The organism is Caulobacter sp. FV1ye13L, assembly GCF_058681155.1.
On record NZ_CM178732.1, the window covers coordinates 1,514,796 to 1,532,957 of the forward strand.

Below are 18,162 nucleotides of genomic sequence, written 5' to 3' on the forward strand. Positions count from 1 at the left end.
AACGCCCGCGCTTAGCCGGCGACCTTGGCCCGCGTCGCGGTTTTCGTCCAGACGCCGGGCGCAGCAGGGCCGGTCCAGCGGGTCAGCACGTCGCGCAGGGCGGCGTGGGTCAGGGGCTTGACCAGAAAGTCGCTCATGCCGGCCGCCAGGCAGGCGCGGCGGTCCTCGTCGAAGGCGTCGGCGGTCAGGGCGACGATGGGGGTGGTGACGCCCTGGGCGCGCAGGCGCACGGTGGCGTCCAGGCCGCCCAGCACCGGCATGCGCAGGTCCATCAGGATCAGGTCGTAGCTGTCGCTGGACAGGGCCGCGACGGCCTGGGCGCCGTCGGCGACGCGGTCGACCTTGCAGCCTTCGCGCTGCAGCAGGGTGCGGGCCAGCAGGGCGTTGATCGGATTGTCCTCGGCCAGCAGTACGCGGACGCCCGGCGCGGCGGCCGGGGCGATGCGGTCATCCTCGGCGGGCTTGTCGGCGCGGGCCGGGCTGTGGGTGGTGGCCTGCAGCACCTGGGCGACGATCGAGGCGGCGCGCAGGGGCTTGATCAGATAGCCGCTGAAACCGGCCTTTTTCAGCCGGTCGATGCGGCCGCGCTGGTCGGGGGTCAGCAGCACCACGGCGCGATGGCCGGCGGGAGGCTTGAGGGCGCCGCGCGGACCGGCCAGGGCGGCGTCGATCAGCAGCACCGCATCGGACGGCGCGGCGGCGGTGGCGGTGGCGACATCGGCGGCGACAATGGCCCGGCCCCCGGCCGCCTCGATCTGGCGGGCGGTGGCCAGGCGGACGATGGCATTGGGCGAGGCCACGACCACCACCCGGCCCACCAGGGGCAGGTCGCGGACCGGCGCGGCAAGGGTTTCGAACGGCGCCTCGAACCAGAAGTCGGCGCCCTGGCCGAGCTCGCCGCCGACCCCGGTCTTGCCGTCCATGGCGCGGGCCAGCCGTGCGACAATGGCCAGGCCCAGGCCGGCCCCGCCCAGCTGGGTGCGGTGGCTGGCGTCGGTCTGGACAAAGGCCTCGAAGATCTTGGCGCGGGCCTCCGGCGCCACGCCTGGTCCGGTGTCGGTTACGGAGAAGCGCACGCGGCCTTCGCCCTTGGGACTCGCCGTGGCGGTTGCGGTCAGCAGCACCCCGCCCTGTTCGGTGAACTTCACGGCGTTGCCGGCATAGTTCAGCAGGATCTGCCGCAGCCGGCCTTCGTCGGCCAGGATGGTGGGCAGGCCGTGCGACACGGCCCAGGCGATCTCGATACCCTTTTCGTGGGCGCGCGGGCTCATCAGCTCGGCCACCTGCCGCAGCAGGCCCTCGATATCGACCGGGGTCGGGGCCAGGGCGATGTCCGTGGCCCCCAGGCGGGCGAAGTCCAGCACATCATTGACCAGCGACAGCAGGTGATCGCCGCTCTCGCGCAGGGCGGTGACATAGGCCCGCTGCTCGCCCGTCAGCCGGGTGCCCTCCAGCAGCCGGGCCATGCCCAGCACGCCGTTCAGGGGCGTGCGGAACTCGTGGCTCAGGGTGGCCAGTTGCTCGGGCGTGACGCCGGCCGGGGTGCGGGGAGTGCTGCTCATGAGCGCGGAGCCTAGCGGGCGCGGCTTAACGGCCGGTCAAAGGGTGAGGCGATCTGTCCTGCCTGGAGAAGGACACGGCTTCGCCGCTTCACGCGGAAACCCGCTGAAGGTGTGGGAAGGGTCGCGGAGCGTCCGGGCCTCGCCCGGAGTGTGAGAGTAGTGAATACCGTTTCGACGAAGACAGACGCTCCGCGCAGCCGTTATTCGGTGAGCCTTCGAGGCGCGGGGTCTTAACCCGCTCCCGATTTCGGCCCCCGACGGGCAGGGTGTTGGCGCACCCTGGACCGCACGGGCGATTTCAGCCCATGCCTGTTGCGCGCCGCCGGCCCGCCGCCGAGGGATTGATCCTGAACCCCGATCCGAAGCGCCCGCCTTCCCCGGAGGGACAGGCCACGCCTCGCAAACCGGGCGAACAGGCCCAGAGCGACAGCCGACGGAACACTTCCCGCTCGACCACATCCCAAGGCCCATCAGGTCGCCGGCCGACGTCCCTTCCCTTGCCTTGGGGTGAGATCAGTATGCGGGTGATTTCGACGCGTCTGACTGGCGCGATCGATTATTTTACAAGCCTCTGATCAGACTGGGGTTTGTTTCGGAAAGAACGGGGATACAGCACGGCGTATCCCCATAAGTCCTCCCCCTGAAGGGGGAGGCGGCCGGAGGCCGGTGGGGGAAGACCCCGCCGAGTCTGCAGCACTACCCCCTCCGATCGCTCCGCGATCGCCTCCCCCTTCAGGGAGAGGACTTGGGAGCGCGCCCCGTCCCCTCCGGCACGCTGCAGCCTCTAAGAGATGTAAGGCTTGGCGCGACGCGGGGCGTCGACTTTCGGGCGAGAAGCTGGGGCGTGCTTTCGACCCGTTGCGGTCCTAAATCCCTCTCCTTTAGGGAGAGGGAGGGGCCCGCCGCGAAGCGGTGGGAGGGTGAGGGGTTACGAGGCTTGACGGCGTGCCGGCACTCCGTCGAACGCCGTAACCCCTCACCCCAACCCTCTCCCTATGGGAGAGGGAGCAACACCCGCTTCCCACCCTTCTCGGCCTCTCAGAAGGTCTGCTTTCGCGCTCTCAAGTCCAGGCCCGCCGTGTCACCCCACCCGCCCCTCAAAACGTCGATGCGCCAGAGGCGAACCCGCCCTGTTCCTCCCCCGGCGCGGCCGAGCGGCGGTGGGCCAGGGCTTCGGCGACATGCACCCGGCGCACGCCGTCGGCGCCCTCCAGGTCGGCGATGGTGCGCGAGAGGCGCAGCACGCGGGTCCAGCCTCGGGCGCTGATCTGGCCGGCCTCGGCGGCGCGGGCCAGCAGGCTGCGGCCGGCGTCGTCGATGGCGACGATCCTGTCCAGAAAGGCGCCCTCGGCGCGGCCGTTCAGGCTCTCGGGGCTGTCATAGGCCTCGGCGCGGTCGATCTGCCGCTGGCGGGCTCGGGCCACCCGGGCGGCGAATTCGGCCGAGCCTTCGCTGGGCGGTGGCAGGGCCAGGTCGGCGGCGGTGACGGCGGGCATGTCCACCGACAGGTCGATGCGGTCCATCAGAGGTCCCGACACCCGGCCCTGATAGTCGCGCTGGCAGCGCGGGGCCTTGCCGCAATAGCCGCGTCCGGCCCCGCCATGGCCGCAGCGGCAGGGGTTCATGGCCGCCACCAGCTGCACCTTGGCCGGATAGCGCACATGGGCGTTGGCGCGGGCCACCATCACCTCGCCGGTCTCCAGCGGGCCGCGCAGGCTGTCCAGCGCCTGCACCCCGAATTCGGGCAGTTCGTCGAGGAACAGCACGCCGTTGTGGGCCAGCGACACCTCGCCCGGCTTGGCCTTGTGGCCGCCGCCGGTCAGGGCCGCCATGCTGGCCGAATGGTGCGGCGAGCGAAACGGCCGGGCGCGAGTCAGGGCCCCGCGCGCAATCAGCCCGGCCACCGAATGGACCATCGAGGTCTGTAACAGTTCGGCTGAGGTCAGGGGCGGCAGCAGTCCCGGCAGGCGCTGGGCCAGCATCGACTTGCCTGAGCCTGGAGGCCCAACGAACAATAGGTTGTGACCCCCGGCGGCGGCGATCTCCAGGGCGCGCTTGGCGTGCTCCTGGCCTTTCACGTCGCGCAGGTCCTTTGCCCGTTCGCCCTCGATCACCGGACCGGGCGAGGGCGCGCTCAGCACCTGACTGCCCCGGAAGTGGTTGATCAACGACACCAGCGAGCGCGGGGCCAGGATGCGGGTGCCGCCGGCCCAGGCCGCTTCGGGTCCGCTGGCCTCGGGGCAGATCAGGCCCAGACCCATGGCCCCGGCCGCCATGGCCGCGGGCAGGGCGCCGGCGGCGGGGACGATGCGGCCATCCAGCGACAGCTCGCCCATGGCCGCCCAGTCATCCAGAGCGTCCACCGGAATGACCCCGATCGCCGCCATCACCGCCAGGGCGATCGGCAGGTCGAAATGGGTGCCCTCCTTGGGCATGTCGGCCGGGGCCAGATTGGCGACGATGCGCTTGCCCGGCAGCGACAGCCCCAGGCCGGCGAAAGCCCCGCGCACCCGCTCGCGGCTCTCGGCCACGGCCTTGTCGGCCAGGCCCACAATGACGAAGATCTGCTGGCCGCTGGTCAGCTGCACCTCGACATCGACGCGGCGCGCTTCGACGCCCTCGAACGCCACCGTGACGACCTTCGCGGCCATGTCCGCCTCATGGATCGGTTGGAGTTATCCACACACGAACCATGAGGTGAAGGGTGTAGCAAGAACGAAAAACGAACGTTTCGGGAAATCAGCGCCCTAGGGCGGTCACGTCATCCCGGATCAAGCTTGGCCGGCGCGGATCGCCTCGATGCGATCCCACAGCACCGCCGAGGCGTCGGCCCCGCCAAACCGCTTCAGTTGCTGGGCTCCGGTCGGCGAGGTGACGTTGATCTCGGTGAGGTATTCGCCGATCACGTCGATGCCCACGAACAGCAGGCCGCGCCGCTTCAGCTCCGGGGCGATGATGGCGCAGAGCTCCAGGTCGCGGGCGGTCAGCTCGACCGCTTCGGCCCGGCCCCCGACCCGCAGGTTGGAGCGCACCTGCCCTGCGGCCGGCACGCGGTTGATCGCGCCCACCGGCTCGCCGTCGACCAGCAGAACGCGCTTGTCGCCCTTGCTGACGGCCGGCACGAACTTCTGGGCGATCACCTGCTCGCGGCCGATCATGGCATGCAGTTCCAGCAGGGCGTCGAGATTGGGATCGTCGGCCAGCAGCCGCGCCACGCCCGAGCCGCCACCGCCGTAAAGCGGCTTGAGCACGATATCGCCATGCCGGGCGCGGAAGTCGTAGATCGCCTCATGGTCGCTGGTGATCAGGGTCGGCGGCTGCACGCCAGGGAAGTCGGTGACGAACAGCTTCTCGGGCGCGTTGCGCACCTCGGCCGGATTGTTGACCACCAGGGTGTGGGGGTGAACCTTCTCGAGGAAGTGGGTGGCGGTGATATAGGCCATGTCGAACGGCGGATCCTGGCGCATCAGCACCACGTCGACGTCGTCCTTCATGTCGAGCAGCACGATCTCGCCCAGGGTCGCGTGCGCCCCGTGGGTGGCGGTCAGCACCATCGACTGGGCGCGGGCGAACACCCGGCCGTCCTCCATCGACAGCTTGTCGGGCGTGTAGAACCACAGCCGGTGGCCGCGGCTCTGGGCCTCCATCGCCATCTGGAAGGTGGTGTCGGTGTCGATATTGATCCCGTGCACGGGGTCCATCTGGACGGCGACTCTCAACGACATGGACGACTCCGGATCAACTTGGCGCCAGGACGTGCGACGTCCGGCGCTGCGACTGCCTAGTTAAGGCGGTGACGGCGGGATTGCGAGGGGCGAGTTGGGTTTCCGCGTCCTGTGCAGGCGGGGCGCAAGGCGACCCTACCAGCTGTCCACCCGCACCGCCCACGGCCTGGCCGACCCTCTCGCGGCGTCCAGACCGCCCACGATCCAGCGCCGGGTGTCGGCCGGGTCGATGACCGCGTCGATTTCCAGGGCCGCCGCCATGCTGGTCGCCTTGCCGGCCGCATAGAGCCGGGCCACCAGCTGGTCGTAGAGGGCCTTCTGCTCGGCCGGATCGCTCAGGGCCTCCAGCTCCTTGCGGTAGCCCAGCTTGACGGCGCCCTCCAGGCCCATGCCGCCGAACTCGCCCGTGGGCCAGGCGGCGATGAAGGCGGGGCTGTGGAAGCTGCCGCCGGCCATGGCTTGCGCGCCCAGGCCATAGCCCTTGCGGGTGACCACGGTGAACAGCGGACTGCGCAGCTTGGCCCCGGCGATGAACTGGCGGCTGACGCGGCGCACGGCGGCGGCGTCCTCGCTGCCCGGTCCCACCATGAAGCCCGGGGTGTCGCAGAGGCTCAGGACCGGCAGGGCGAAGGCGTCGCACAGTTGCAGGAAGCGCGCGGCCTTGTCGGCCCCGTCGCAGTCGATCGCCCCGCCCAGATGGCGCGGATCATTGGCGATCAGGCCCATGGGGCGACCCTCGATGCGGATCAGGCCGGTGACCATGCCCGCCGCGAAACCGCCGCGCAGTTCCAGGAACGTCCCTTCGTCGACGAGACCTGTAATCAGTGTGCGGACATCATAGACGCGCAGCCGGTTTTCCGGGATCGCCTGGCGCAGCCGCCGCTGGTCGGGGGCGGTCCAGTCGGCGAGCGTCCCCTGGAAATAGGACAGGGCCTGTTTGGCCAGCCGGGTGGCGTGGGCCTCGTCGTCGGCCAGGATGTCGATGACGCCATTGGCCCACTGATGGGCCGAGGGGCCGATCTGTTCGGGCTTGAAAACGCCCAGCCCGCCGCCCTCGATCATGGCGGGGCCGCCCATGCCCAGATTGGAGTCGCGGGTGGCGATGATGATTTCCGACAGCCCCGCGATGGCGGCGTTACCGGCGAAGCAGCGGCCGGCGACGATGGCGATCTTGGGCACGATGCCCGACAGCTGGGCGAAGCTGCGGAAGGTCGGCACGTCCAGTCCGGCCACGGCGGTGGTGTCGGTGTCGCCGGGACGTCCGCCGCCGCCTTCGGCGAACCAGACCACCGGCAGCTTCTGGTCGGCGATCAGCGCCATCAGCCGGTCGGTCTTGCGGTGGTTCATCGCGCCTTGCGTGCCGGCCAGCACGGTGAAGTCATAGGCCAGGGCCGCGCAGCGGGCCTTGTCGGGGGCGAAGAGCGCGCCATTGACCGTGCCGATGCCGGTGATCAGCCCGTCGGCCGGGGTGTTGGCGATCAGGTCTTCGGTCGTGCGCCGGCGCTTCTGGGCGGCGATGGCCAGGGCGCCGTATTCGAGGAAGCTGCCCGGATCGACCAGATCGTCGATGTTCTCCCGCGCCGTGCGGTGGCCGGTCTTGCGACGCCGGGCGACGGCTTCGGGACGGGCCTCGTCCAGGGTGAAGCGGTGGCGGGCGATCACCTCGGCCAGGTCAGGACGGATCGCGTCCAGATCCTCGGGCGCGGCATCGACGGCCACGGCGGCGTCCATCTCGACCGGTTCCAGGAACAGCAGCGGCTGGCCCTCGGCCACGGTCTGGCCCGGGGCTGCGGCGATCTTCAGCACCCGTCCGCCGAACGTGGCGTGGACGAGGTGCTCCATCTTCATGGCTTCCAGCACCGCCAGGGCCTGGCCGGGGCGCACGAGATCGCCTTCGACCGCCTCGATCGCCCCGACTGTGGCGGCCAGGGGCGCGGCGACGGTGATCGCGCCGTCCAGGGTCTCGAAGTGGGCGTGGGCGCGCTCTGGCGGCAGGGGAAGCCCGGCGACCAGCTCGGCGGCGTGGTCGTCGATAAAGCGTGTGGTCGCCGCGCCGTCTTTCCAGTCCGACTGCGCCAGGATCGCCCGGATCAGCGGGGCGGTGGTGGCGACGCCGGTGATCGTGAACTCGCTAAGCGCCCGGTCCAGACGGGCGGCGGCTTCGGTCGGGGTGCGGCCCCGGGTGATCACCTTGGCCAGCAGGCTGTCATAGGCGCCGCCGACCACAAGGCCGACCGCGCCGGCGCCATCCACCCGCACGCCCGGGCCGCCGGGCGGGGCATAGGCGGTCAGGGTTCCGGACGAGGGCTTGACCTGACCGTCGGCGGTCAGGGTCTCGGCGTTGATCCGCGCCTGGATCGCGGCGCCCACGGAGAGGGGCGCGGTGGTCAGGTCCAGCTCGGCCAGGGTGCGCCCCGCCGCCAGCTCGAACTGCAGCCGCACCAGATCCAGGCCCGTGACCTCCTCGGTGACGGTGTGTTCGACCTGCAGGCGCGGGTTGGTCTCGATGAAGGCGAAGTCGCCGGTGGCGGTATCCAGCAGATATTCGACGGTGGCCAGACCGCGATAGCCGGCGCACAGGGCCTGCGCGGCGCTGGCCATGGCCGCGCGGGTGGCGGCCGGCAGGTTGGGGGCCGGGGCGATCTCGACCAGCTTCTGGTTGCGGCGCTGCAGGGAGCAGTCGCGGTCGCCCACGGCCAGCACCACGGCCCCGTCGCCGACGATCTGCACCTCGATATGGCGCGCGCTTTCGATCAGTTTTTCGGCATAGAGGCCGTCATCGCCGAAGGCGGCCATGGCCTCGCGGGCGCAGGCGGCGAAGGCGGCGTCCAGCTCGCCGGGATCCAGCACCAGCCGCATGCCGCGTCCGCCGCCGCCGGCCCGGGCCTTGAGCATGATCGCGCCGTGCCGGGTCAGGAAGTCTTCGGCGGCGGGCAGGTCCAGGGCGCCGGTTCCGGGGATCAGGGGCACGTTCAGCTTTGCGGCCAGGGCCCGGGCGGCGGCCTTGTCGCCGAAGGTTTCCAGATGCTCGGGCGCCGGGCCGATGAAGGTGATCCCCGCCGCCGCGCAGGCGCGGGCCAGGGCAGGGTTCTCCGACAGGAAGCCATAGCCGGGATGCAGGGCGTCGCAGCCCGCGCCCTTGGCGGCGGCGATGATGGCCTCGATGTCGAGATAGGCGCGGGCCCCGGAGCCGGGCAGGGCGACGGCCTGGTCGGCGGCGGAAACATGCGGGCTGGCGGCGTCGTCGCTGGCGAACACCGCCACGCTCTGGATGCCCAGCTCGGCGGCGGCGCGGGCGATGCGGAGGACGATTTCGCCGCGATTGGCGATCAGCACGCGCTGGAAGGACATGGTGTTTCCTGGAGGGGCTTCATACGGCCGTTTGACGCACCATGGCCGCCCCGGCTTGACTCTCCAAGCCCATAAGATCAGAACAAAATAGGAACAAAGGATTGGGATTATGGCCGGCCCGCGCGACGCGCGCCTAACGGCATTGAAGGGCCAGATTGCTGCTCTGCAAGCAGGCGCCCGGACTCCGAGTCCGATCCTGAGCTTTGGCGATGCGGCGATCGACAGCTGTTTTCCGGCCGGCGGCCTGCCTTCGGGATGCTGGCACGAGGTGATGGGGGCGGGGCTGGAGGACGAGACCTCCGCCGCCCCCGCCGCCTTCGCCGCCCTGCTGATCCGGCCGCTGCTGAAGACCGGGGCGGTGGTCTGGGTGATGCGGCGCACTGATCTGTTCGCGCCGGGCCTGGCGGGGCTGGACGTTCCGACCGGCCGGCTGATCCAGGTCAAGGCCCGCGACGAGGCCGAGGTGCTGTCGGTGCTGGAGGACGCCCTCTCGACCGTCGGCGTCGCCGCCGCCATCGGCGAGGCTGAGGCGCCGGAGCTGAAGGCCGGCCGCCGGCTGCAGCTGGCCTGCGAGAAGCGCGGCAGTTTCGGGGTGCTGCTGCACCGGCGGCCCTATGGCGGACCGGCGGGGAGGGCGCGGACGGTGTCGGGCTCGTCGTCCTTCAGTCGCTGGCGCATCGCCGGCGCGCCCAGCCTGCCGCCGCCGGATGTTCCTGGCCTGGGCCCGCCGCGCTGGCGGGTCGAACTTGAGCGCTGCCGGGGCGGTCGTTCCGGCGCATGGGTTTTGGAGTCTTCGGAGGCCGAGCATGGCCCGCATCCTTTCCGTCTGGTGTCCCAACTGGCCGATCACGACCTGGCGGCGGCGGAATCCTGGCGTAAAGCCGGTTGAGGCCGAGAAGGCCCCCTCAGTCGCTCCGCGACAGCTCCCCCAGAGGGGGAGCATCTCCGTCGCTCCGGCGAGATCCTCCCCCTCTGGGGGAGGTGGCCCGGAGGGCCGGAGGGGGCCAGCGCCCCCCTTCGCCCTGCTGATCTCCGACTCCGGAACCCGCCGCCTGGCCGCCATCGACGAGGCCGCCATGGCCCTGGGCCTGCGCCCCGGCCAGAAGGCCGCCGACGCCATGGCCCTGGCGCCCGACCTGGTCACCGCCGACCACGATCCCGAGGCCGACCGCGCCGCGCTGGAGGCCCTGTGCGACTGGTGCGTGCGGTTCTCGCCGGCCGTGGCCATCGACGGCGATGACGGCCTGTTCCTCGACATCACCGGGACCGACCACCTGTGGGGCGGCGAGGCGGCGATGATGGCCGACCTGCTGACGCGGCTGGCGCGCTGGGGCGTGCCGGCCCGGGCGGCCATCGCCGACACGCCCGGCGCGGCCTGGGCGCTTGCCCGATTTGGCGAGACCGGCGAGATCGCGCCGCCCGACGGTCAACGCGCTCGCCTCGCCGACCTGCCCGTGGCGGCCCTGCGGCTGGACGACACCGCCACCGCCCAGCTGCCCCGCCTGGGCCTGTTCCGGATCGAGCAGTTGCTGGGCCTGCCCCGCGCCCAGCTGGCCAAGCGGTTCGGCATGCATCTGACCCTGCGCCTGGACCAGGCCCTGGGCGCGGCGGGCGAGGCCCTGGTCTATCGCCGGCCGGCCAGTCCGTGGTTCGACCGCCTGGCCTTCGCCGAGCCGATCAGCGCGCCCGACGATCTGGCCCGGGTGGTTGGCGACGTCACGACCCTGATCTGCAAGCGGCTGGAGGCCGAGGGCCAGGGCGCGCGGCGGTTCGAGGTGGTCTTTCACCGGCTGGACGGCAAGGCCCTGCCGGTGCGGGCGGGGCTGGCGCGGCCGGGCCGCGACGCCGCGCGCCTGACCCGGCTGATGGTCCCCAAGCTGGACGTCATCGACCCCGGCTTTGGCATCGAGGTGGTCACGGTCTTCGCCGGCGACGTCGAACCGCTGAGCGCCGTCCAGGCGCGGCTGGACGCCGAGGCCGGGACGGGCCTCGACGAGACGCTCGCCCCGCTGGTCGACCGGCTGATCAACCGCCTGGGCGAGGACCGCGTCTGGCGGGCCGATCCGTATGAGAGCCACGTGCCCGAACGCTCGGTGATCCGCCGCGCGCCGCTGGCCTCGCCCTCCGGCAAGACCTGGGATCCCGAGCGACCCCGGCCGGTGCGGCTATTCAAGCGGCCCGAGCCGATCACGGCGATGGCCAAGCTGCCCGACGACCCGCCGGTCCAGTTCCAGTGGCGAGGCCGTTCGCATCGCGTGCGCCGCGCCGAGGGCCCCGAGCGCATCGGCCAGGAATGGTGGCGCGGCGATTTCGACGACACCGGGCCGGGCAGGATCCGCGACTATTATCGGGTCGAGGACGAGGCCGGCGGGCGGTTCTGGATCTTTCGCCAGGGCCTGTTCGGGACGGGCGAGGAGCCGAAGTGGTGGTTGCATGGCCTGTTTGGATGAGCCGCTAGATCCTCCCCCTCTGGGGGAGGTGTCGGCGGAGCCGACGGAGGGGGCAAGCTGGAGGTCGGCCGTGCTGGCCCCCTCCGGCCCGCTGGGCCACCTCCCCCAGAGGGGGAGGATCTGCCTTTGATGACCCCCGCCTATGCCGAACTGCAGACCACCAGCAACTTCTCGTTCCTGCGCGGGGCCTCCCACGCCCGCGAGCTGATGCCCACTGCCCAGGGCCTGGGCCTGGCCGCCGTCGGGATCGCCGATCGCAACACCCTGTCGGGCGTGGTGCGGGCCTGGACGGCGGCCAAGGACCTGCAGGTCCGCGCCCTGACCGGCTGTCGGCTGGACTTCGCCGACGGGACGCCCAGCCTGCTGTGCTACCCGTCCGACCGCGAGGCCTTCGCGCGGCTGACCCGCCTGCTGACGGTCGGCCAGCGCCGGGCCGGCAAGGGCGAATGCGAGCTGCACTGGGAGGATTTCCTGCAGCATGCCGAGGGCCAGCTGGCCCTGATCGTGCCGCCCGCGAAACTGGACGAAGCCTTCACCGCTGACCTGGACCGCATGAGCGCCGACCTGCGCGGCCGGGTTTGGCTGGCGGCCAGCCGGGCCTATGCCGCCCGCGACCTGCAGCGCCTGGCGCGGCTGGACGAGCTGGCCCGCGCGGCCGGCGCGCCGATGGTGGCCACCAATGATGTGCTCTATCACGGCCCCGAGCGGCGGCCGCTGCAGGACGTGATGACCTGCGTGCGCGAGCACTGCACGATCCACGAGGCGGGCTTCTTGCTGGAGGCCAATGCCGAGCGCCACCTGAAGACGCCGCAGGAAATGGCCCGCCTGTTCGAGCGCTGGCCGCGCGCCGTCGAACGCACGCTGGAGATCGTCTCGCGCATCGGTTTCGACCTGGGCCAGCTGAAGGAGGAATATCCCGACGAGCCCGTGCCCCCGGGCAAGACCGCCATGCAGCACCTGACCGACCTGACCTTCGCCGGCGCGGTCTGGCGTTATCCGGGCGGGGTTCCGGACAAGGTCGTCGCGCAGCTGAACGAAGAGCTGCGGCTGATCGGCAAGATGAACTACCCCAACTATTTCCTCACCGTGCACGACATCGTGCAGGAGGCGCGCGCCATGGGGATCCTGTGCCAGGGGCGGGGATCGGCGGCCAATTCCTCGGTCTGTTTCTGTCTGGGCGTCACCTCGATCGACCCGACCGAGCACCGCCTGCTGTTCACCCGCTTCATCTCCGAGAACCGGGGCGAGCCGCCGGATATCGACGTCGATTTCGAGCACGAGCGGCGCGAGGAGGTGATGCAATATGTCTATCGCCGCTATGGCCGCGACTATGCCGCCATCTGCGGCACGGTGATCCACTACCGGCCACGCAGCGCCATCCGCGACGTGGGCAAGGCCCTGGGCCTGACCGAGGATGTCACCTCCCTGCTGGCCGCCACGGTCTGGGGCAGCTGGGGCTCGGGCTTGCCGGAAGAGCATATCCGCAAGGCGGGCCTTGATCCCGACGCGCCCGAGATCGCCCGCGCCGTCAGCCTGGCCAGCGAGCTGCTGGGCTTTCCCCGCCACCTGTCACAGCATGTCGGCGGCTTCGTGCTGACCAAACGGCGGCTGGACGAGACCGTGCCGATCGGCAACGCCGCCATGAAGGACCGCACCTTCATCGAGTGGGACAAGGACGACATCGACAGCCTGGGCCTGATGAAGGTCGACATCCTGGCCCTGGGCATGCTGACCGCCATCCAGCGCGGCTTTGGCCTGCTGCGCGCCGAGCACGGCCTGCACATCCACGATCTGGCCGACGTCCCCCGCGAGGTGAAGGGCGTCTATGACATGCTGTCCAAGGCCGACTCGGTCGGGGTGTTCCAGGTCGAGAGCCGGGCCCAGATGTCGATGCTGCCCCGGCTGAAACCGGCGGAATTCTATGACCTGGTCATCGAGGTGGCGATCGTCCGGCCCGGCCCGATCCAGGGCGACATGGTCCATCCCTATCTGCGACGGCGAAGCGGCCAGGACCCGGTGGAGTGGCCGGCTCCGTCGCCCGAACACGGCCCGGCCGACGAACTGCGGGGTATCCTGGGCAAGACCTTCGGCGTGCCGCTGTTTCAGGAGCAGGCCATGAGTCTGGCCATCGAGGCGGCCAAGTTCACACCTGACGAGGCCGATGGCCTGCGCAAGGCCATGGCCACCTTCAAGAACCTGGGCACGCCGGCCGAGTATCGCGACAAGTTCGTCGAGGGCATGGCCGGGCGCGGCTATCAGCGCGACTTCGCCGAGCGCTGCTTCAAGCAGATCGAGGGCTTTGGCCACTATGGCTTTCCCGAGAGCCACGCGGCCAGTTTCGCCAAGCTGGTCTATGTCTCGGCCTGGATGAAATGGGCCTGGCCGGATGTGTTCTGCGCCGTGCTGATCAATTCCCAGCCGATGGGCTTTTACCAGCCGGCCCAACTGGTGCGCGACGCCCGCGAGCATGGCGTCGAGGTTTTGCCGCCCGATGTGATGAGCAGCGACTGGGACTGTACGCTGGAGGACATCAGACGTGTCATCCCGGAAACGGCGCAGCCGTTATCCGGGACCGATCCAGAGCGCCGCGCTTCCGGCGGTCCCGGATCTTCGCGCTCCGCGCTCGTCCGGGATGACAGGGTTTCTGCGAACAAGCTCTTCAACCCCGACACCCGCCCGTTCTGGAAGGCCGTTCGCCTGGGCCTGCGCCAGGTCAAGGGCGTGCGCGAGACCGAGGCTAAACTGCTGGCCATGGCGCGCGACGAGGGCGCGCGAACCCCGGCCGACTTCGCGCAATATGGCGTGCCGCAAAGGGCCCTGGAGCTGCTGGCCGAGGCCGACGCCTTTGCCTCAACGGGCCTGAGCCGGCGCGAGGCCCTGTGGGCGGTCAAGGGCGTCAAGGGCGAGGCCAAGGCCCCGGTCCAGGCGCCGCTGCTGGCGGGCCTGCCGCTGTTCGAGGCGGCGGTGAGCCTGCCGGTCATGGCCCTGCCCCAGGCGGTGGCCGAGGACTATCGCACCACCAGCCTGTCGCTGAAGGCCCATCCCTGCGCCTTCTACCGGCCGATGCTGGACGGCATGGGCGTGATCCCCGCCGACCGCTTGCCGCAGATCAAGGACGGCAAGCGCGTCGCGGTGGCCGGCATCGTGCTGATCCGCCAGCGGCCCGGCACCGCCAAGGGCGTGGTGTTCGTCACGATGGAGGACGAAACCGGCGTGGCCAATGCGGTGGTCTGGAAGGATCGCTTCGAGGCCGACCGCAATACGGTGATGACCGCCTCGTTCCTGGTGGTGCACGGCAGGGTGCAATCGGCCGAAGGCGTGATCCACGTGGTCGCCGAACGCTTCACCGACCTGTCGGCGGAGTTGGGGCGGCTGAAGGAAGATCCCGCCGCGCCGGCCCCGCGCGTGCGGCACAGGGTGTCGGGGCGGCTGCAGAGGAGCCGGGACTTTCACTAGGCAGATGTTCCGGGAGCGCCGGCGAAGATGGTCCGGATCGGGCGCCTGTGCCTTTGACCGCTGGCGTTCAGTTTGCCCGGAAGGACGGCCGACGCCGGACGCCCCCTCCGTCACGATGCGTATTCGCATCGCGCCACCTCCCCCGTTTCACGGGGCAGGAGGGTGAAGCTGTTCTTCTCCTGCCCCGTAGCGAAGCGTGCGGGGGAGGTGGCGCGGCGCCGATAGGCGACGTGACGGAGGGGGCGCTGCTGGGCCTGACGTCCGACCACCACCCATAGCGGCCCTCCGTACCGTCGGCTTCCGGGCGGCAAGCGACGACGAACGCTGAGCGTCCCCGCCTAGTTCAGCCGCAACCGCACCCGCTCGCGCGCCGCGCGGGCGGCGATGGCCGCGCCGCCGTCGAGGATCTGGGCGCGGGTCAGGGCCTGCAGCGCCCCCGCCAAGGCCCCCTGGCCTTCGCGGGCGGCGGCCACGTCCAGCCAGGGTCGGTGGTCGGCCGGATTGAGCAGGGCGCGGCGCAGGGCCGAGCGTTCGGCGCGCGGCCAGTCGCGGGCCTGCTGGGCGCGGGCGAAGATATTGTTCTGTAGGCGGATCAATACGGCGCGGTCCGGGACCGGGGCCATCAGCAGTTCCAGCCGGGCGGCCACGTCGGGCGTCAGGCCGGTGCGCAGGGCGCGTCGCGACAGCTCCGAGGGCAGCACCACCCGGCCCTCGCCGAACGGATCGAGGGCCAGTGGCCCCTCGTCGGTCTCGATGCGCAGCAGGAAGTGGCCGGGGAAATCGACGCCGTGCAGGGCGAGGCCGGCCTGCCGCGCGGCGTGCAGGTAAAAGACGCCCAGGGCCACCGGCAGGCCCTTGCGGCGCTGGGCGATGGCGATCACGTCGGCATTGTCGGGATGGTCGTAGCTGATCAGGTCGCCGGTCAGGCGCAGGTCGCCAGACAGGGCCTCGGCGACGGCCTCTTCGGGCGACTCGGTCTTGAGGCGCTCGGTCAGGCGTTCGCCGGCCTGCTGGGCCAGGGCGATCACCGGGGCCGTATCGCGGTCGGGGTCGTCGTGCACGGCGCAGGCCAGGGCGGCCTCGAACAGCGGAAAGTCGTGGTCGGGGCCTGTGCCGGCCCGGGTCAGGATCGCCTCGGCCTCTTCGCGGGTCATTGCCCTTCCATCCAGGCATCCCGCAGGTGACGCGGCCAACGGCCCGGGGCCAGGGCGATAAGGTCCAGACGCAGCGTTGTGTTCCGCAGGGCGGTGCGATGCTGGACGATATGGGCGGCGGCGCGCCTCAGGCGGGCGCGCTGGTCGAAGGTCACGGCGTCGAGGGCGTCGTCCAGGCTGGCGCGTTGCTTGACCTCGATCACCGCCAGCACGGCGCCGCGCTGGGCCAGAAGGTCGATCTCGCCCAGCGGAGTGGGCAGGCGAAAGCCCAGGATGCGATAGCCCTTCAGCATCAGCCAGGCGGCGGCCAGCACCTCGGCGCGTCGGCCGCTCAGGCGCGCCTTGGCGCCCCGCGCCTGACGGGCGGCGGTCATCCCTCGGGATCCTGAGCAGCGTCCTTCAGGGCCAAGGCCTGGCGGTAGAGATCGCGGCGCGGCAGGCCCAGGGCCTTGGCCACTTCCGAAGCCGCCTCGCCCAGCGGCAGGCGGGCCATGGCCTCGCGCAGGGCGCTCTCGGCGTCGCCGGCCTGGATCGGCGCCTCCGAGCCGGGGCCTACGAGGATGACGATCTCGCCCTTGGGGCTTTCAAAGCGCGGATCGGCGGCCAGCACGTCCAGCGGGCCGCGAATGCAGGTCTCGTACAGCTTGGTCAGCTCGCGGGCCACGGCGGCGTCGCGCGGCCCGAACACGGCGGCCATGTCGGCCAGGCTGTCGGCCACCCGCGAGGCGCCTTCGTAGAAGATCAGGGTGGCGCGGACGGGGGCCAGTTCCTCGAAGAAGGTCTTGCGGGCCGCGCTCTTGGGTGGCGGGAAGCCGGCGAACAGGAAGCGGTCGGTGGGCAGGCCGGCCAGGGTCAGGGCCGCCAGGGCCGCCGAGGCGCCCGGGATCGGGAACACCTGATGGCCGGCGGCGATGGCTTCACGGGCCAGGCGAAAGCCGGGATCGGAGATCATCGGCGTGCCGGCGTCCGAGACCATGGCCACGCGCTCGCCGGCCGCCAGGCGCTCGAGGATCTTGGGCGTCACCCGGTCGGCGACATGTTCGTCATAGCGCTCCAGGCGCTTGGAGATCTGGTAGGCAGCCAGCAGCTTGCCCGAGACGCGGGTGTCCTCGGCCAGCAGCACGTCGCAGGCGTTGAGCACATCCAGCGCACGCAGGGTGATGTCGCGCAGGTTGCCGATCGGCGTCGCCACCAGATAGAGGCCCGGCGCCAGGGGCGCGTCGGACAGGGCGGGCGGGTCGGGATGGCGGCTCACGCGGGGGATCCTTCCGCGCCGGGGCGCGATGATGGTTCGGGGCGCAGTCCTATCAGGTCGCGAGCGCGCCTGTCAGCCGGTCCAGCACCAGACGCCCGGCGCGGGTGGCGCGCAGGCGGTTGGGATCGTCGACCAGCAGGCCCAGTTCGACGTGATGGCGCACCTTGGCGGCGCCGGCCGACAGGCCCAGGGTCGCCATCTCATCAAAGGCCACGCCGTCGTCGATCCGCAGGCCCAGCAGCAATCGCTCCTCGGCGGCCTCGGTGGGCGAGAGGGTCTCGCGCTCGAAGCCGACCCCGGTGTCGCGTACGGCGGCGATGTAGTCGGCGATTTTGCGGTGGGCGGTGGTGGCGATGCGGCCATCCTCGAGGTTCAGTCGGCCATGGGCCCCGGGTCCGACACCGACATAGTCGTGGCCGCGCCAGTAGACCAGATTGTGCCGCGACCGCGCCGCCTCGCCCCGGGCGTGGTTGGAGACCTCATAGGCGTCGAAGCCATGGGCTTCCAGCACCTGCTGTGTTGCCTCGAACAGGTCGTGGGCCCGGTCTTCGTCCGGCACGAGCAGTGTGCCGCGTCCCACCGCGCGGTCGAAGGCGGTGCCGGTCTCGATGGTCAGCTGGTAGGGCGAGACGTGCTCGGGGCCCATGGCCAGTACCTCTTCCAGCTCGGCGCGCCAGTCTTCGACGGTCTGGCCGGGGCGGGCATAGATCAGGTCGACCGACAGGCGTGGGAAGGTTGCTGCGGCGATCGCAATGGCCCGCCGCGCCGCGCCGGCGTCGTGATTGCGGCCCAGCAGGGCCAGGGCCTCGTCGTGCAGCGACTGGACGCCCAGCGACAGGCGCGCGACGCCGGCCGCCGCCAGGGCGGGAAAGCGGCCGGCCTCGGCGTCGGTGGGGTTGGCTTCCAGGCTGATTTCCAGATCGTCGACGGGCGACCACAGACGCCGGGCCGTCTCGATCACCCGCGCCACCTGGGCCGGATCCATCAGGGAGGGCGTGCCGCCGCCGAAGAAGATCGACAGCAGGCGGCGCGGCCCGGTCAGGGCGCGCTGGGCCTCAAGGTCGGCGACAATGGCGTCGGCCAGCTGGGCCTGCTCGACAGTCCGCCCCCGGTCGCGCACGACGTTGAAGTCGCAATAGGGGCAGATGCGCGCGCAGTAGGGCCAGTGGATGTAGACGCCGAGGGGGCGGAGCTCAGCCATGGAATCGC

12 protein-coding genes are annotated in these 18,162 nt (G+C 71.0%); 3 read left to right on the plus strand and 9 right to left on the minus strand.

Features of this window, described 5'->3' with window-relative positions; translation table 11 throughout:
• Positions 1-11 precede the first annotated feature (11 nt).
• From ACW176_RS07085 to ACW176_RS07105, 5 genes are all read right to left on the minus strand, one after another.
• Complete coding sequence (locus ACW176_RS07085; RefSeq protein ID WP_492111420.1) at positions 12-1,562, minus strand: response regulator; 1,551 nt, start codon at positions 1,560-1,562, stop codon at positions 12-14.
• Between the two features lie 881 nt (positions 1,563-2,443).
• Positions 2,444-2,587 carry a hypothetical protein gene (locus ACW176_RS07090; protein WP_492111421.1) on the minus strand — a complete coding sequence of 48 codons (144 nt, stop codon included), beginning with the start codon at positions 2,585-2,587 and terminating at the stop codon, positions 2,444-2,446.
• Positions 2,588-2,659: 72 nt separating this feature from the next.
• Entirely contained in the window at positions 2,660-4,213 is a 1,554-nt protein-coding gene (locus tag ACW176_RS07095; RefSeq protein WP_492111422.1) for a YifB family Mg chelatase-like AAA ATPase, read from the minus strand.
• 120 nt (positions 4,214-4,333) lie between these two features.
• Complete coding sequence (gene gshB / locus ACW176_RS07100; protein WP_419319638.1) at positions 4,334-5,287, minus strand: glutathione synthase; 954 nt, start codon at positions 5,285-5,287, stop codon at positions 4,334-4,336.
• Between the two features lie 135 nt (positions 5,288-5,422).
• Positions 5,423-8,638, minus strand: a complete 3,216-nt coding sequence (locus ACW176_RS07105; RefSeq protein WP_492111423.1) for an acetyl-CoA carboxylase family protein — start codon at positions 8,636-8,638, stop codon at positions 5,423-5,425.
• 109 nt (positions 8,639-8,747) lie between these two features.
• On the opposite strand from ACW176_RS07105, the gene ACW176_RS07110 reads away from it, so the two are divergent.
• The 3 genes from ACW176_RS07110 to ACW176_RS07120 all read left to right on the plus strand — a co-directional run bounded on the left by ACW176_RS07110 (position 8,748) and on the right by ACW176_RS07120 (position 14,544).
• Entirely contained in the window at positions 8,748-9,527 is a 780-nt protein-coding gene (locus ACW176_RS07110; protein ID WP_492111424.1) for an ImuA family protein, read from the plus strand.
• Positions 9,445-11,088 carry a Y-family DNA polymerase gene (locus ACW176_RS07115; protein ID WP_492111425.1) on the plus strand — a complete coding sequence of 548 codons (1,644 nt, stop codon included), beginning with the start codon at positions 9,445-9,447 and terminating at the stop codon, positions 11,086-11,088. Before ACW176_RS07110 ends, ACW176_RS07115 begins: the two co-directional genes overlap by 83 nt.
• 126 nt (positions 11,089-11,214) lie before the next feature.
• Positions 11,215-14,544 carry an error-prone DNA polymerase gene (locus tag ACW176_RS07120; protein WP_492111426.1) on the plus strand — a complete coding sequence of 1,110 codons (3,330 nt, stop codon included), beginning with the start codon at positions 11,215-11,217 and terminating at the stop codon, positions 14,542-14,544.
• Between the two features lie 338 nt (positions 14,545-14,882).
• Here ACW176_RS07120 and ACW176_RS07125 read toward each other — a convergent pair whose 3' ends face one another.
• The 4 genes from ACW176_RS07125 to hemW are packed head-to-tail and all read right to left on the minus strand — an operon-like array spanning position 14,883 to position 18,154.
• Positions 14,883-15,698 carry a SirB1 family protein gene (locus tag ACW176_RS07125; RefSeq protein ID WP_492111427.1) on the minus strand — a complete coding sequence of 272 codons (816 nt, stop codon included), beginning with the start codon at positions 15,696-15,698 and terminating at the stop codon, positions 14,883-14,885.
• Positions 15,695-16,072 (minus strand): YraN family protein, encoded by a 378-nt coding sequence (locus ACW176_RS07130; RefSeq protein ID WP_419319651.1) that lies wholly within the window; start codon positions 16,070-16,072, stop codon positions 15,695-15,697. The genes ACW176_RS07125 and ACW176_RS07130 overlap by 4 nt, the downstream gene beginning before the upstream one ends.
• Positions 16,069-16,953 carry a 16S rRNA (cytidine(1402)-2'-O)-methyltransferase gene (rsmI, locus tag ACW176_RS07135; protein ID WP_419253128.1) on the minus strand — a complete coding sequence of 295 codons (885 nt, stop codon included), beginning with the start codon at positions 16,951-16,953 and terminating at the stop codon, positions 16,069-16,071. Before rsmI ends, ACW176_RS07130 begins: the two co-directional genes overlap by 4 nt.
• Before the next feature lie 52 nt (positions 16,954-17,005).
• The gene (gene hemW / locus ACW176_RS07140) at positions 17,006-18,154 is read right to left on the minus strand and encodes a radical SAM family heme chaperone HemW (protein WP_492111428.1); all 1,149 of its coding nucleotides are present in this window, start codon (positions 18,152-18,154) and stop codon (positions 17,006-17,008) included.
• Positions 18,155-18,162 lie beyond the last annotated feature (8 nt).